The 14,913-nt window shown below is 70.1% G+C and carries 15 protein-coding genes; 5 read left to right on the plus strand and 10 right to left on the minus strand.

Going from position 1 to position 14,913, the window contains the following annotated elements; all coding sequences use genetic code 11:
* Positions 1-19: 19 nt before the first annotated feature.
* From AC07V5_RS01060 to AC07V5_RS01070, 3 genes are read right to left on the minus strand one after another with little or no spacing between them, the layout of a single operon-like run.
* Positions 20-790, minus strand: a complete 771-nt coding sequence (locus AC07V5_RS01060; protein WP_495113620.1) for a PhaM family polyhydroxyalkanoate granule multifunctional regulatory protein — start codon at positions 788-790, stop codon at positions 20-22.
* A 27-nt stretch (positions 791-817) separates the two neighbouring features.
* Positions 818-1,726: a TraB/GumN family protein gene (locus AC07V5_RS01065; RefSeq protein WP_495113621.1), complete on the minus strand. Its 909-nt coding sequence runs from the start codon at positions 1,724-1,726 to the stop codon at positions 818-820.
* The gene (locus tag AC07V5_RS01070; RefSeq protein ID WP_495113622.1) at positions 1,723-2,208 is read right to left on the minus strand and encodes a retropepsin-like aspartic protease family protein; all 486 of its coding nucleotides are present in this window, start codon (positions 2,206-2,208) and stop codon (positions 1,723-1,725) included. The genes AC07V5_RS01065 and AC07V5_RS01070 overlap by 4 nt, the downstream gene beginning before the upstream one ends.
* A 67-nt stretch (positions 2,209-2,275) precedes the next feature.
* Here AC07V5_RS01070 and AC07V5_RS01075 point away from each other — a divergent pair, with 67 nt between their 5' ends.
* The 3 genes from AC07V5_RS01075 to AC07V5_RS01085 are packed head-to-tail and all read left to right on the plus strand — an operon-like array spanning position 2,276 to position 4,090.
* A complete protein-coding gene (locus AC07V5_RS01075; RefSeq protein WP_495113623.1) occupies positions 2,276-2,749 on the plus strand; it encodes a DUF6265 family protein in 474 nt (157 codons plus the stop codon).
* A complete protein-coding gene (locus AC07V5_RS01080; RefSeq protein ID WP_495113624.1) occupies positions 2,746-3,216 on the plus strand; it encodes a BON domain-containing protein in 471 nt (156 codons plus the stop codon). The genes AC07V5_RS01075 and AC07V5_RS01080 overlap by 4 nt, the downstream gene beginning before the upstream one ends.
* Positions 3,217-3,259: 43 nt before the next feature.
* A complete protein-coding gene (locus AC07V5_RS01085) occupies positions 3,260-4,090 on the plus strand; it encodes a DUF6279 family lipoprotein (RefSeq protein WP_495113625.1) in 831 nt (276 codons plus the stop codon).
* A 9-nt stretch (positions 4,091-4,099) separates the two neighbouring features.
* On the opposite strand, the gene AC07V5_RS01090 is transcribed toward AC07V5_RS01085, so the two are convergent.
* From AC07V5_RS01090 to AC07V5_RS01115, 6 genes are all read right to left on the minus strand, one after another.
* Positions 4,100-4,999, minus strand: a complete 900-nt coding sequence (locus tag AC07V5_RS01090) for a c-type cytochrome (protein WP_495113626.1) — start codon at positions 4,997-4,999, stop codon at positions 4,100-4,102.
* 49 nt (positions 5,000-5,048) lie between these two features.
* Complete coding sequence (locus tag AC07V5_RS01095) at positions 5,049-6,272, minus strand: ABC transporter permease (protein WP_495113627.1); 1,224 nt, start codon at positions 6,270-6,272, stop codon at positions 5,049-5,051.
* Complete coding sequence (locus AC07V5_RS01100) at positions 6,272-7,579, minus strand: ABC transporter permease (RefSeq protein ID WP_495113628.1); 1,308 nt, start codon at positions 7,577-7,579, stop codon at positions 6,272-6,274. The genes AC07V5_RS01095 and AC07V5_RS01100 overlap by 1 nt, the downstream gene beginning before the upstream one ends.
* Positions 7,580-7,654: 75 nt before the next feature.
* Positions 7,655-8,938 (minus strand): TolC family outer membrane protein, encoded by a 1,284-nt coding sequence (locus AC07V5_RS01105; protein WP_495113629.1) that lies wholly within the window; start codon positions 8,936-8,938, stop codon positions 7,655-7,657.
* Positions 8,935-9,630, minus strand: coding sequence for an ABC transporter ATP-binding protein (locus AC07V5_RS01110; protein WP_495113630.1), 696 nt, complete (start codon positions 9,628-9,630; stop codon positions 8,935-8,937). Before AC07V5_RS01110 ends, AC07V5_RS01105 begins: the two co-directional genes overlap by 4 nt.
* 15 nt (positions 9,631-9,645) lie before the next feature.
* The gene (locus tag AC07V5_RS01115) at positions 9,646-10,923 is read right to left on the minus strand and encodes an efflux RND transporter periplasmic adaptor subunit (RefSeq protein ID WP_495113631.1); all 1,278 of its coding nucleotides are present in this window, start codon (positions 10,921-10,923) and stop codon (positions 9,646-9,648) included.
* Between the two features lie 205 nt (positions 10,924-11,128).
* On the opposite strand from AC07V5_RS01115, the gene AC07V5_RS01120 reads away from it, so the two are divergent.
* Both AC07V5_RS01120 and AC07V5_RS01125 read left to right on the plus strand, forming a co-directional pair.
* Positions 11,129-12,808 (plus strand): DUF1800 domain-containing protein, encoded by a 1,680-nt coding sequence (locus AC07V5_RS01120; protein ID WP_495113632.1) that lies wholly within the window; start codon positions 11,129-11,131, stop codon positions 12,806-12,808.
* A 1-nt stretch (position 12,809) separates the two neighbouring features.
* Positions 12,810-14,147, plus strand: coding sequence for a DUF1501 domain-containing protein (locus AC07V5_RS01125; RefSeq protein WP_495113633.1), 1,338 nt, complete (start codon positions 12,810-12,812; stop codon positions 14,145-14,147).
* 9 nt (positions 14,148-14,156) lie between these two features.
* On the opposite strand, the gene AC07V5_RS01130 is transcribed toward AC07V5_RS01125, so the two are convergent.
* A complete protein-coding gene (locus tag AC07V5_RS01130; protein ID WP_495113634.1) occupies positions 14,157-14,816 on the minus strand; it encodes a helix-turn-helix domain-containing protein in 660 nt (219 codons plus the stop codon).
* Positions 14,817-14,913: the final 97 nt, after the last annotated feature.

Here is a 14,913-nt window from a genome sequence, read left to right on the forward strand (position 1 = left end):
GCCCGAGTACGCCCCAGCCTCAAGTCTTGCGACGGACGGTGCCGCTGCGCGGCTTGGCTGCCTTGGCCGCCACCTTCACCGGCGCCTTTGCTGCGACCTTGGCGGCGGGCTTGGGCGTGGCGCCCGCGGCAAAGCCCTTGGCCACGCTGCCGACCACCGTGCTGGGCACGCTGGCGGCGCGCTTCAGCGTTTCGCTGGCGGCATCGAAGCTCTGCTTGACGAGGCTGCCCGCCAGGTTCTTGGCCGCATCGGTCGCGGTGTCCTTCATGGCCGACGTGGCCAGCTGCGTGAACTGCTGGCTCAGCGCCGTCCACCACTGCGTCGGGTCGACGACACCCGCCGGGTTGTCGGCGACGGCCTTGGCGGCATCGCCGGCGGTCTTCACCGTCTTGGCGGCGACCTTGGTCGCGGTCTTGGCAGCCGCCTGGGCCACCGGCGCCGCGGCAGCGAGGATCTCGGGCGGGATGCCAGGCCAGGAGGTGCCATCGCCACCGGTCGGCAGCTTGAGGCTGTCGCGCAGGTCGGCCAGCGGCACGTTCATGGACTTCAGCGTCGACAGCGTCATGCGCTGCACCTCCAGCGCCTGGATGGTGGCGGACAGCATGCGCGCGTTCTGCTCCAGCCAGAACTGCACGGTGCGCAGCTCCTCGATGCGCTTGGAGAGTTCCTCGGGGTTGAGCGTGGGCGCCACCCACTGGCCGATGCCGGGCAGGGCAGAGCCGGCGTTCTTGACGAGGCCCTGCAGGAACTCGAAGCCGGGCACGAACTTGGTGAAGCTGTTGTCGGTCATGTTGTCTCCTTGGCGTTCGGGGGAATGCTACTTCGCGGGCAGCAGGGCTTCGACGGTAAAACCCTGCTCGGCTAGCAACCGCGGCAGGGCCTGCGGGCCGCTCATGTGCAGCGCGCCCACGGCCACCAGCAGACGCTGGCCGGCGCCGTGCAGGGCGGCGATGCGCTCAGCCAGCGGGCCGTTGCGCCCGTCGTTGACGCGTTTGATCCATTCGCGCTCGGCCGGGCTGTCGGCACAGCCGCACCAGCGTGCGTAGTTACCCAGCGTGGCCAGATCGCCACGCGACCAGGTCGTGGCGAGCTTGCGCAGCGGCCCCCGGACCTGCCCTTTGCGCAGTTGCTGCAGCCCACCGTCGATGACGGCCGGCAACTCGCCCGGCCCGGGCTCCAGCGCCTCCAGCTGCTCCTGCACGCTCTCCAGCGACTGCACCGGCCGCCCCTCGCGCTTGGCCCAGGCCAGCAGCATCAGGTCCTGGCCGAAACCGGCGTCGAAGCCGTCGCGGCGAGCTTCGAGCAGAGTCAGCGTGCTGAGCTGCAGCATGGCCGGCAGCGTGCTCAAGGCGCCCGGCGGCAGGCAGGCCGTGCGGGCCTGGGCATCCAGGCGCTTGGCAAGCGCCGGCGGCAACGGCGCCTCCTTGGGCAGGCTGGCCAGCGCCGCGCCGACATCGGCGGGGTCCAGCTCGACGGCCAGCACCTCAGTCTCGCCCCAGGCCGCACGCAGCGCCGGGCCGGGGTAGGCCCAATCCGCCTTGCCGACATGCAGGCTACCGAACAGGTAGCTGCTGTGGCCACCACGGCTGATGCGCCACAGCAGGCCACGGTCGGGCGCCTTGGCGGCCCAGGTGGTGGCCTGCTGGGCCGTCGGCAGGGCGGGCGTGGGCGGGCAGGCGGCGTGGGCGCCGCCGACGAGGAAGGCCAACAAGAAGGCGCGGATCATTGTTTCGGCTCGATGCGGAGTTCGCCCGGCTTCTGGCTGAAATGCAGGCGACCCAGCACGTCCATGCCCAGCAGCGGCGCGGCCAGGTCGGGCAGCACGGTCACCGTCAGCTTGTCGGCGCGCACGCCGCCTTCCAGCACGACGTCGGCCCGCGCGATGAAGCCGCGCGTGGCACCGGCCGCCGTCTGCGCGCGCACGGTGCCCAGGGGCTTGAGGCCGGCGCGCTCGGCCAGGCTCTGCGGCAGGGCCGTGCTGGTGGCACCGGTGTCGACGAGGAAGTCCACCTCGATGCCGTCGACCCGCCCGGGCCAGTGGAAGTGACCGTCGCCGGAGCGCGTCAGCACGATGACCTCGCCGGCCAGCTGGAACCTGCTGGCTTCGCGCTCGCGCTCCCAGGCCTTGATGCCCAGGAAGATGACGAGGCCGATGAGCAGCCAGATCGTCAGCAGCTTCAGGGTACGGGGCAGTTCCTTGTGGGACACGGGGAGCGCTGGGAGGCGAGGGTTTGCTTGGGCACCAACGATAACCGCGCGGCACAGAATCGAAATCATGAAGCCGATGCGCGCCGTTCTACCCGCCCTGCTCCTCGCCGCCTGTGCTTCCGCCCAGGCGCAGACCGATACCTTTGCGTCCATCGCCTGGCTGGCCGGCTGCTGGACGCAGCAGGGTCGCGAGGCCGGTTCGGTCGAGCAGTGGATGGCGCCGGCCGGTGGGGTGATGCTGGGCATGGCGCGCACGCTGAAGAACGGCCGCGTCGTCGAGTTCGAGTTCATGCAGATCCGCGCCGACGCCGACGGCAAGCTCAGCTACATTGCCCAGCCCCAGGGCCGGCCGCCCACCGAGTTCAAGCTGCTGCGCCAGGGTGAAGCCGAAGCCGTGTTCGAGAACCCGACGCACGACTTCCCGCAACGCGTCGGCTATCGCCGCGAGGCGGCGGACCGGTTGACGGCACGCATCGAAGGCACGATGAAGGGCAAGGAGCGCGGCATCGACTTCCCCATGCTACGCACGGCCTGTCCTTGAAAGCGCCCCTGCTGCTTGCGCTGCTGCTGGCAGGCAATGCCGACGATGCGGTGCTGAACCGCTTCAACGATCCCTTCGAAGCCGTGTCGGCCGACATCGCCGATTGCCCTGAACCGCGCGGCCCGCGCATCACCGCGGCCGAAGCGCGCGTGCAGGCCCACCACCGCGCGGAGCGCGGCACGAGCTGCTGGCTCAAGGGCGAGTGCAGCGAGCCCAATGCCTTCCGCTACGACGCCGGCATCGCGATCGCGCTGCGCGCCAGGCTGCAGAACACGCCGGCCCTGCACCCGAGCAGCCTGTGGTTCACCGTACAGGGCCGTGTCGTCTACCTGGAGGGCTGCGTGCAGAGCGCCGCCCAGGCCGCCGAGCTGGAGGCCCAGGCACGCGGCTTGCCGGATGTGCAGCAGGCCCTGGCCTTGGTGCGGGTGGGCCAACACGGCGCCTTGCCCTACAGGCGCATGGATTGACCCCTGGCGTGACAGCGGCTGTTCATCTTGTCACGATGCCCCCATGCAACTGCTGAAGCGATTCACCACCCTCCTCGCGCTGATCCTGGCCCTCGGCCTGGTCGGTTGCTCGAGCCTGACGTTGGCCTACAACCAGCTTCCGCTGCTGGCCGGGCTGTGGATCGACAGCTACCTGGACCTGGACAGCGCCCAGCAGGGCCGGCTGAAAGACAAGCTGCGCGCCTGGCAGGCCTGGCACCGGCGCGAGGAGCTGCCGCAGTGGCTTGCGCTGCTGCGCCAGGCCCACACGGCGCTGGAAGACGGGGTGGTGACGCCCGACGAGATGCTGGCGCTAGAGCGCGGCGCCCACGCCAGCCTGGACCGCTGCCTGCAGCACGCCGCGCCGCTGGCCGCGCCCGTGCTGGCCGAGCTCCGGCCCGAGCAGTGGCAGCACCTGCAGAAGAAGATGGACGAGAAGACGGCTGAGTGGCAGGACAAGCAGGCCGGCCGCGGTGGCCCGGCGGAGCGCGCCAAGCGCTACGCAAACAACCTGGAGCGCGGGCTCGGTGACCTGGACCGCCCGACGCGCAAGCAGGCTCGCGGCGATGCCGAGGGCTGGCACTTCGACCTCGCCGCCATGGCCCAGGGCCGCGCCATCCGCCAGGTGCGCACGATGGAGGCGCTGCGGGCCTGGTCGCACCAGGACCTGGCCGGCGGCACGGCCACCTTCATGCGCATTTCGCAGACGCTGCCGATGGAGCAGGCCTACCGCGAGCAGGTCATGGCCAGCCTGCTGAAGCTCATCAACGGCCTGGACGCACGGCAGCGCGAGCAGGTGCGCAAGCACTGGGCCGACTGGTCGGCCGAGCTGCGCGCGCTGCAGACGGCGGGCTGAGCGCCCGCCTCAACGGCTGCCGAAGTCCTTGGCCGGCAGCGTCTGCAGGAAGGCATGCAGGCCGCGCAGGTCGACGTCGTTCATCTGCGACAGCGACGCGAACGGCATGACGGCGATGGCCGCGCCGTCAGGGCGCTTGCCGCTCCGGATCATCGCGACGAAGGCATCGACGCTGGCATAGCGCGTCATCGCGCTGCCGCCGCCCGGCGTCAGGTTGGCCGCGGCCGGCCAGTCCGGCGGGCCGCCGGGGATCTTGCCGCCGCCATAGCCCTCGCCGTGGCAGCCCACGCACATCTGCGCAACGTAGCGGCCATGCTCGACGGTCGGCCCCTCGGGCACGGGCGCGGCCGGCGGCAGGCTGTGGTTGATCTTGGCGGCGGCGTCCTGGATGAGGCCCAGGCCGTAGAGCACGCGCACCGGCGCCGGCAGTTTGATAACCGTCGTCTCGCCGCTGACCGCGGGCATCTGCTTGGCGTAGGCGATCAATGCGCCGACGTCGGCATCGGTGAGGCGGTTGTAGTCCTCGCTGGGCATGATCATCAGCGGCCGGCCGTCGGTTCGCACGCCGTGGCGGATGGCGCGCACCCAGTCCTCCACGCGGTAGGCCGCCGTCACCGAGCCCGGCCCGGCGCTGATGTGGGGGGCGACGACGAGCATGCCGCCGCCGTCGATGACCTTGTGCCCGCCACCGTTGGCGCCGTGGCATTCGGCGCAGCCGCGCGAGTTGAAGAGATAGCGGCCGCGCTCGATGGCGGCCGGCTCGGTGGGCAGGGCCAGGGCCGCCACGCTCACCTCGACGCGGCGCGCCATCTTGCGGTCGGCCTGCAGCCAGCCGGTCAGGGCGATGGCCGCGACGAGGAGCGCGGCCAGGCCAATGACGATGCCCAGCCACTTGAAGAGCTTGTTCATTCCCTCTCCTTCACCGCGGCCCACGCCGCGTGGCGGGCGGACTATGGCCCTAGGCCCGCAGCGCCGCCACTGCGGACAAACGCGCAGCCCGGCGAGCCGGCACCCAGACGGCGAGCTGGCCCAGCGCGAACAGCACCAGCGCGCCGGCAGGCAGGTAGACCCCCGGCAGGCGCGGCAGCTCGTAGCTCTGCATCAGCAGCTGGCTCAAGGCCCAGGCGCCGGCCATGCCGATGAGGATGCCGGTCGTCGTCAGCAGCAGGTTCTCGAGCTGGAAGTAGCGCAGGATCTGCTGCTCGGTGGCGCCCAGTGCCCGACGTGTGCCGATCATGCGGGTGCGCTGCTGCACCCAGAAGCTGGCCAGGCCGACGATGCCCATCGCTGTGACGAGCAGCAGCGACACGCAGACACCGCCCATCAGCCAGGCCATGGCGCGGTCCTGCGCATAGAAGGCGGCACGCATGTCGGTCAGCGGCTGGCTCTGCGTGACGACACGGCCGCGGTTGCCTTCCTCCAGCACGGCGGTTGCGGCCTTGATCTTGGCGTCGAGCTGGCCCGGCTCCGCGCGGATGACGTAGGAGCCGCCACCGCGCAGCGGCAGCAGCATCGCGGCACCGCCGTTGTCACCGCCGCGCGCCCGGTGCAGCTGGGTGTGTGTCAGCGTCTGCACGACACCGACGATGGTCGACGGCGACGTGCCGAAGACATAGATGGTTTTGCCGGCGGCGGTCTGGCCGGGGAAGAGCTTCTCCGCCATCGCCTTGTTGATGATCACCTGGCCGATCTTGGGCTCGGAGACGCTGAAGGCCACGAAGCTGTCGAGGATCTCGTCGGGCGTGAAGTTGCGGCCCTCCACCAGCTTGAGGCCGAAGGTCGGCAGCATCTGGTCGTCGGACGCGTACTGCGCCGCGACGATGCGCTGGCCCTTGTTGTCGGGCTCCAGCGACACGCCGCTGTTGTTGCTGTTGTTGCCGTAGACGATCTGGTTGGCCACCGTGGCGGCCTTGATGCCAGGGATGGCCCGCACCTTGGCGAGGTCTTCGGCCACGATGCCGGCGGTGCGCTCGGGCGGCTGCGGCTTGCTGCCGCGCAGGTTCAGCACGCCGATCTCGGACTCGACGAGGCCGCTGTCGGTGCTCAGCGCCTCGATGCGGGTCTGGATCAGGTGCAGCGCGTTGGTGACGATGCCGCAGGACAGCGCCACCTCCAGCACGATGAGGCCGGCCGCGATCTTGTGGCGGCGCAGCGTCGACAGAATGGGCATCAGGTCTTTCATCACTGCACCTTCAGTTGGACGGCGGGGGTGACGAGGGCCGCGCGCCAGGCCGGCAGCAGGCCGGCGATCAGGCTGGCCATCAGTGCCAGGCCCAGCGTCAGGGCCAGCATGGAAGCGTCCAGCTCAGCCAGGCGGGCGTAGTCGTTGGGGCTCTGGCGCACCAGCCACAGCCCGCCCTGGGCGAACAGCAGGCCCAGCAGCGCACCGGCCAGGCCGAGCAGGCCGGCCTCGACGACGAACTGCTTGAAGATGTCGCCGCGCGTGGCGCCCAGCGCGCGGCGCACGCCGATCTCGCCGCTGCGGCGCAGCGTCTTGGCCAGCAGCAGGCCCACCATGTTGACGACGCAGACGGCCAGGAAGCCGAAGGCCAGCCAGGTCTGCAGGCGCACGTCGGCGGGCAGCACCTTCTGCGAGCCCAGCCAGTCCATCACGTTGCGCAGGCGCACATTCGTCGGGCGCTCGTAGCGGCCGGCTTTGCGCTGCGCCTCGGAGAAGGCGACGAGGTAGTCGCGGTAGGCCACGGCGTCCTCGGGCTTGGCGAACTCGACCCAGTACTGGATCCAAGAGCAGCTGGCGTTCAGGTCGAGCGAGCTGCCGCCGTTGGCGCCGCGGGCCCAGCAGTTCATGTTGCCCCAGTGGCCCATCTTGAGCGCCATCGCGGTGGAGAACGGCAGGTAGAAATCTTCGGTCTCGGTGTAGCTGCCCAGCGTCAGGTCCCAGAAGTGGGGCTGCACCTTCCAGGGCTTGAGCACGCCGACGACACGCAGCGTCTGGCCGCGCACGAAGACTTCCTTGCCCACGCTGTTGGCACCGCCGAACAGCTTGTCGTTCAGCGACGCCGAGATGACGGCGACGCGCGCCTCGCCTTCGTCGTCGGACGCGCTCCAGCCGCCACCGTACTGCCACGGCGCATCGAACATCGCAAAGAAATCGGCCGACGTCATGCGCACGCCCGAGAAGATGGGCTTGACCTGGGCGTCCGGCAGCGCGACGGCGGTGTTGAACCCGCTGGACATCGCCTGGCGCATCGCCTTCTTGTGGCGCAGCAGGGCTGTTGCGTCGTAGCGGGTCAGGTCGAAGTTGGGCTCTTCACCGGCCTTCCAGCTGATCATGTCGGACGCGTCGAGCTGCACGTTGAACAGGCGCGCGCTCTTGGCGGGAATGGGGTCGCCGGACAGCACGTGATAGACGGTCAGCGTCGTCATGCAGGCACCGATGCCGAGGGCCAGGGCCAGCACCATCAACGCGGAGAGGCCTTTGGCGGCAAGGGTGTTGCGCCAGGCGAGTTCGAGGTAGTGGAGGAACATTTCAATACCGCCCGGCCGCCCGAAGGCATTGAAGCGCCCCCTCGGGGGGCAGTGAACGAAGTGAACGTGGAGGCTTCATTTCATCTCCAGGAGTGCGTTGACGGTGGCGAGCTCGGCATCACCGAGCGAACCGGCCGCCTGGTGCAGGGCCAGCAGGGCCAGCACGTGGCGATGGCGGGCCTGGGTCTGCGCGTTCTGCGCGCCGGCCAGGGTCTGGATGGCGAGGAGCAAATCGGTGGTGCTGCGCGTGCCCAGCGTCAGGCCCGTGCGCGTGGCTTCGAGAGCACGCTCGGCGGCTTCGACGGCGACCTGCGTGGAGCGCAGCTGCACCGCGCCCTGGCCCACGGCCAGGTGTTGGGCGCGCACCTCGCGCAGCACGGCGCGGCGGCCGGCTTCGAGCTGCTCGCGGGCGGCGTCGCGCTGGAAGCCGGCACGGTCGGCCGCGGCAGCGGTGGCGCCACCGGCGAACAGCGGCACGGTAAGGCGCAGCCCGATGACGGTCGGCGTGCGGCCGGCGTCCAGCGCGGAGACGGCATCACCACGACGCTGCGTCGTGTCCACGCCCACGCTCAAGGTCGGCAGATGGCCGGCGCGTGCGGCGGAGATGCGTTGCTCGCTGGCCTGCACATCCAGCTGCAGCGCGCGCAGCTCGGGGTTGGCTTGCAGGGCACGCTGGGTCCAGGCCTCGGCGTCGTCCGGCAGGGCCTGCGCCTCCAGCGCGCGGCGCAGCGGCTGCAGCGCCGTGACGGGCACACCGGTCAGCTGGGCCAGCGCCTCGCGGGCGTCGGCCAGGTTCAGTTCGGCGGCCAGCGTGTTGCTGCGCGCCAATTCGCGGTAGGCGCGTGATTGGTCGGCCTCGACCTGGGCCGAGAGCCCGGCCTTGAAGCGCGTGTCGGCCTCGCTGACCTGGCGGGCAAAGGCTTCCTCGTTGGCGCGCGCCGTGGCCAGCTGGGCCTGGGCCGACAGCAGGCCGAAATAGGCATCGGCCACACGCGCCCGTGCGGTCTGCTCGGCGGCGGCCAGGCGGGCGGACTGGGCCGAGGCCTGGCTGCGGCTGGCATCCCATTCGCGCAGCGCGGCCAGGTCGATGAGGGGCTGGCTGATGCTGCTCGTCGTCGTGCGCGCCCGGCCGGCGCCGCCGCTCTCGCGTTGCTCGGTGCTCTGCAGGCTCCACTGCGGCAGCAGCGCCGCGCGGGCCTCACGGGAGGCGGCTTCCTGCGCACCGTTGTACGCCGCGGCCTGGCGCAGCAGCGGATCGGCCGCGCGCGCCTGGGCCCAGACCAGCAGCAGGTCGTCGGCCCGCGCCACGCCGGCGGCCAGGGCCAGCGCGGCGAGCAGCAGAGGTCGCAAAGCGTTCAAGCCGCGAGCTCCGCGTTCAGCTCGGCGGTCAGGTCGACCACCTGGCCGTCGATGACGTGCACGTTGCGCTGGGCGCGTGCGGCGAGTTGCGGATCGTGCGTGACCATGACGATGGTGGCGCCGTCGCGGTGCAGCTCTTCCAGCAGCTCCATGACGCTGCGCGCCATCGCGCTGTCGAGGTTGCCGGTGGGTTCGTCCGCCAGCAGCAGGCGCGGCCCGCCGGCCAGCGCCCGGGCGATGGCCACGCGCTGTTGCTGGCCGCCCGAAAGCTCCGCCGGGTAGTGGCGGCCACGGGCCGACAGGCCAACGCGTGAGAGCGCGTCCGCCGCGCGCTTCTTGCGCTCGGCGCCGCTCATGCCGCGGTAGCGCAGCGGCACCTCGATGTTGTCGAGCACGTTCAGATCGGGGATCAGGTTGAAGGCCTGGAAGATGAAGCCGATCTTCTGGTTGCGGATGCGCGAGCGCTCGGCGTCACCCATGCGGCTGACGTCGATGCCGTCGAGCTTGTAGCTGCCGCCGCTGAAGGCTTCCAGCAGGCCGGCGATGGTCAGGAAGGTCGTCTTGCCCGAGCCGGATGGCCCGGTCACCGCGACGAATTCGCCCTCTTTGACGGTCAGGTTGAAGTCGCGCAACGCATAGGTCTCGACCATTTCGGTGCGGTAGACCTTCTGCAGTTTTTCCATCTGGAGCATGGTTCTTCCTTTTCCTTAATCTGCGATCAAGACGCGGTCCGCGCCCTTGAAGTTGTCCGACCCGGAGATGACGACGCGGTCCCCGGCCACGAGGCCGGAAATCACCTCGACGCGTTCGAGCGAGCGAGCGCCCAGCTTGACGGCGACCTTCTCGGCCACGCCGCCCCGCACCACATAGGCATAGCTGCCACCGCCGTCGTCGACGAAGCTGCCGCGGGCCACGCCCAGCACCTTGTCGCGCTTGTCCAGCAGCACGCGCACCGACAGGCGCTGGTTCTGGCGCAGTTGCTCGGGTTGCTGGCCCGCAAACCGCAGCCGCGCACTGACCTCGCCGTTGACGACCTCCGGCGACACCGAGCTGACCTGGCCGGCCCAGTGCTGGCCGTTGCCGCCGATCTCGCCGGGCATGCCGGGCTGCAGCTCGCGGGCGAAGCTCTCGGCCACCTGCATCTGCACTTCCAGCGCCGACAGGTCGATGACCGACAGCAGCTTGGCGTCGCGGGCGACGTTGGTGTGGTCGGCGATGAAGAGCTGGCCGACCTGGCCGTCCACCGGCGAGCGCACCTGCAGCTCGGCCACCTGACGTTCCAGGTCGGCCACGAGCAGTTGCTGGCGCGCCAGGGCGCTCTTCTTGGCCTGCACGTCCAGCGCCAGGCTGTCCGTCTTCAGGCCGCGCAGGGCTGCGGCCTGGTCCAGCGCCAGCTTGGCCTTGGCCAACGCGTCCTGGGCGCGCTCGACCTGCATGCGGGCCGTGGCACCGGCCTCGAAGGCCTGGGTCTGGCGGGCCAGGTCGTTGGCGGCGGTCTGCTGGTCGATGCGGGCGTTCTCGTAGGCGCTCTGCAGCGCGGCCGTCTGCTGGCGGGCCTCGACCTCGGCGCGGGCCAGGTCGGCCTTGACGGCATCGACGTTGCTGCGCTCCTGGGCCAGGCGGTTGGTCAGCTCGGGCGAGTCGACGCGGGCCAGCACCTGGCCGCGCTTGACGGGGTCACCGGCCTGCACGACCAGCGTCACGCTGCCGGCGCCCTGGGCGTAGAGCGTCGGGCTCTGCGCGGCGACGACGCGGCCCTCGCCGGCCACGTCACGCGTCAGCGGTGCGACGTCGACGGTGGCCAGCGACAGCCGCGCGGCGCTGACGGCCGAGTCGGCGGACAGCGCCTGCCGGATGCGGCCGCCGCCGAGCAGCACGAGCACGGCCACGACGACCGCGCCGCCGGCCAGCAGCAGCGGCCAGCGGCGGGACTTTTGAGCGAGGGGGCGGTCCTGTTCAGAGGTGTCGCGAAAGCGGGTGTTCATGCCCTGCCTTTCGCAAGTGATGTGCCAGCACGCGCACCGTGACAAATCAACGACTTGGGACGGCGGCATGTGTCCGCGGACAGGTGCCGGACAGTCCGTACATGGTCCGCAACGGACAGCATCGTTTGCTTACGAATGCCAACAAATGGTGGCGAGACCTCACAGGAGGGCGGCATCAACATCGCGCCGCTTCCGGAGATTCACCATGCCTTTCGCCCGACTTTGTCTGCTGGCCGCCGTTGCCAGCCTGAGCTGGCCCGCATTGCCTGCCCTGGCCGCCGATGAGCGGCCGCCCGCCACGATGACGGAGCCGCAGGCCCGCCGCTTCCTCGGCCAGGCCAGCTTCGGCCCCACGGATGCCAGCGTCGCCGCGGTGATGTCCGGCGGCCGCCAGGCCTGGCTCGCGAGTCAATTCACGCGGGTCGATTCCGACTTCACCGGCGTGGCCTGGGTGGACCCCGACTCCAGCAAGGGCTGCCCCGCAGGCTCCCCCGCCACCTGCAACCGCGACAACTACACGCTCTTTCCGGTGCAGGTGCAGTTCTTCGCGAATGCGGTGAACCAGCCCGACCAGTTGCGCCAGCGCACGGCCCTGGCGCTGTCGGAAATCCTCGTCGTGTCGGGCAATGTCATCAAGCTGCCCAACGCGATGGCGCAGTACCAGCGCATCTTCCTGCGCAACGCCTTCGGCAACTTCCGCGATGTGCTGAAGGAGGTGACGCTGTCCCCGGCCATGGGGCGCTTCCTGAACATGGCCAACAACGACAAGCCCAACCCGACCAAGGGCATCGAGCCCAACGAGAACTACGCCCGCGAGGTGCTGCAGCTGTTCTCCATCGGGCTGTACCAGCTCAACCTGGACGGCAGCATCAAGCTCGACGCCAAGGGCCAGCCCCTGCCGAGCTACGACCAGGACACGGTGGAGGGCTTTGCCCACGTCTTCACCGGCTGGACCTATGCGCCGCGGCCGGGCGCCGCGCGCAGCAAGTTCGGCAACCCGAGCTACTACGACGTGCCGATGATCGCCTTCGACGACCATCACGACAAAGGCACGAAGAAGCTGCTCAACGGCACGACGCTGCCCGGGGGCCAGACGGCGCAGGCCGACCTCGAAGCCGCCGTCGACAACATCTTCAACCACCCCAACGTCGGCCCCTTCATCGGCCGCCAGCTCATCCAGCAGCTCGTCACGGCCAACCCCAGCCCGGCCTATGTGCAGCGCGTCGCCCAGGCGTTCAACGGCACGACGGTCACCACCTTCTCGCGCGGCCAGATCGCCGAGCGGCGCGTGCGCGGCGACATGAAGGCCGTGCTGCAGGCCATCCTGACCGACCCCGAGGCCCTGACCGCCCAGGACGCCAACAGCTTCGGCAAGCTGCGCGAACCCATCCTGCAACTGACCCATCTGATGCGCGCCATGGGCGGCGTGAGCGACGGCGTCTGGCTGCGCAGCCAGGCGGCCAGCCTGGGCCAGACGGTCTACAGCCCGCCCAGCGTCTTCAACTTCTTCTCGCCCGACTACGACTTGCCGGAGAACCCCGCGCTGGACGGCCCGGCCTTCGGCGTCTTCAACGCCAGTGCGGCCTTCAAGTTGAGCGGCGTGCTGCAGACGGCGCTCAACGGCAAGGGCGTGACAGCCGACCCCACGGTGGCCGGTGCCATCGGCACCAAGATCGACCTCACGCGCTGGCAGAACCTGGCGGCAACACCGGCCGCGCTGGTGGCCGACATCAACCGCGTGCTGTTCGCCGGCCGCGCCAGCGCCAACCTGCAGGCTGCCCTGCTGAAAGCCGCGCAGATCGCGCCGGCCACCAAGCCGCTGGATCGCGCCAAGGCGGCGCTCTTCCTCGCCGCCATGTCCCCCGAATACCTCGTGGAGAACTGAAATGCTGTCCCGACGCCATCTGCTCTCCCACGCCGCGGCCTTCGCTGGCGCGTCCGCCCTGCCCTCACTGGCCGCACCGCTGATCGGCAGCGACTACCGCGCCCTCGTCTGCGTCTTCCTGTACGGCGGCAACGACGGCAACAACATGGTCATCCCGACCGACGCAGCCGGCTACGCCGCCTATGCCAAGGCACGCGGCACGGCCGGCGCCGGCGGGTTGACGCTGCCGCAGTCGTCCCTCGCGCCGCTGAACGGCGGCGGCGTGGGCCTGCACCCTGCGCTGACGCCGTTGGCCGACATCTGGAACCAGGGCCATCTGGCCGTGCAGGCCAACGTCGGCCCGCTCGTGAGGCCCATGACCAAGGCCGAATTCAACGCGGCCAACGCCCAACGGCCGACCAACCTGTTCTCCCACGACGACCAGCAGGACCAGTGGCAGCGCGGCCAGTCCTTCAGCGGCAACGCTGCCACGTCGACGACGGGCTGGGGCGGACGCGTGGCGGACCTGCAGGCTTCCAACGGCGTCGTGCCCATGGCGCTCTCGGTCAGCGGCAACAACGTCTTCATGAACGGCGCGACCAGCCAGGGCCTGACCGTCGGCTCCGGCAACAGCTTCGCCATCAAGGGCTTCGGCAGCAACCCCAGTGCCAGCCCGCTCTACCAGCTCTACCAGAGCCTGCTGCAACAGCCCTATGCCAACGCCGAGGAACGCGCCGCGGCCAGCGTGCTCAACCAGGCCATCAGGGCCAGCAATGCGCTGAACACCGCGCTGTCGGGTACCGGCAGCGTGGCCGGCCTGTTCAACGGCCTGGGAAGCAATATCGCCCAGCAGCTGCTGACGGTGGCCAAGATGATCGAAGGCCGCTCGGGCCTGGGCGTCACGCGGCAGCTGTTCTTCGTCTCCCTGGGGGGCTTCGACACGCACAACGACCAGATCAACCAGCAGCAGGCGCTGTTCAGCGACCTCGGCCCGGCGCTGAAGGCCTTCTACGACGCGATGCAGCAGCTCGGCGTTGCCAACGCGGTGACGACCTTCACCGCCAGCGACTTCGCGCGCACGCTGCAACCCGCGTCGGGCGGCGGCACCGACCATGCCTGGGGCAACCATCACTTCGTGCTGGGCGGCGCCGTCAAGGGCGGGCTCTACGGCCGCATGCCGCAGCTGGCGCTGGGCGGGCCGGATGACGTCGGCGACGAGGGCCGCTGGTTGCCGACCACGGCGGTGGATCAGATGAGTGCCACGTTGGCGAGCTGGTTGGGCGTCGGCGCGGCCGACCTCGGCGGCGTCTTCCCCCACCTGGCCAACTTCAGCGTGAAGAACCTGGGCTACTTCGCCTGAAGGCTCGGCTCAGTGCGGCAGCGCGTGGGCCGAGCCTGTCCAACGTAGCAACTGCATCAGCGAGGATGCCTGCGTCTTGCCGAGCAGGTTGCGGACATGGCTGCGCAGCGTCGACGGGCTCAGGCGGAGGTGAGCTGCGGCCGTCTCCACCGTCATTCCGTCCGCCAGCAGCATCAACACGTGGCGCTCCGCGGCGCTGAGCCGGCTGTGGCGCGCGAGTGCGTCGATGCGGGCCGCCTGCGTCAGTGCGGGTTGGTCCATGTGGACGACCAGCAGCACGGCACCCAGGTGCCAGCGGGCATTGCGCGCCAGCTCCCTGGGCATGGGTTGGCAGTGCATCCAGCCGGTGGTGATCCCAGGCGTGAACCAAAGGCCGACGCTGGAGGACGAGCCCGCCTCGGCCAATCGCAGTGAAGGCATCAGCCGCAAGGCATCGAGTTGGCCTATCTGCGTCAAGCACCCTGCACTTTCACGGGCGCGCCCGTCGCGCAGCATGCCCTCGGCACTGCGGTTGCCAAACAGCAGGCGGCAGTCGGTGCCTGTGACGAACATGGGCTGAGGTAGGGCGGCCAACACCTGACGGGCGCCGGATGCGGACACCTGGTCTGGCGACTGGCGCTCAGGTGGGGGATAGCTCGGCAGCGTCGGCACCGCTTGGGTCGGATACATGTTCTCCTGCTTGCTCAACAGTTCAATGGCTCGGCCTGGCAGAAGGCAAAATCGCCCGCTGTCCTCACGGCATGAATCCTCGCCGCCGGCACGCCCG

This window comes from Roseateles sp. GW821-FHT02E12, assembly GCF_059421665.1.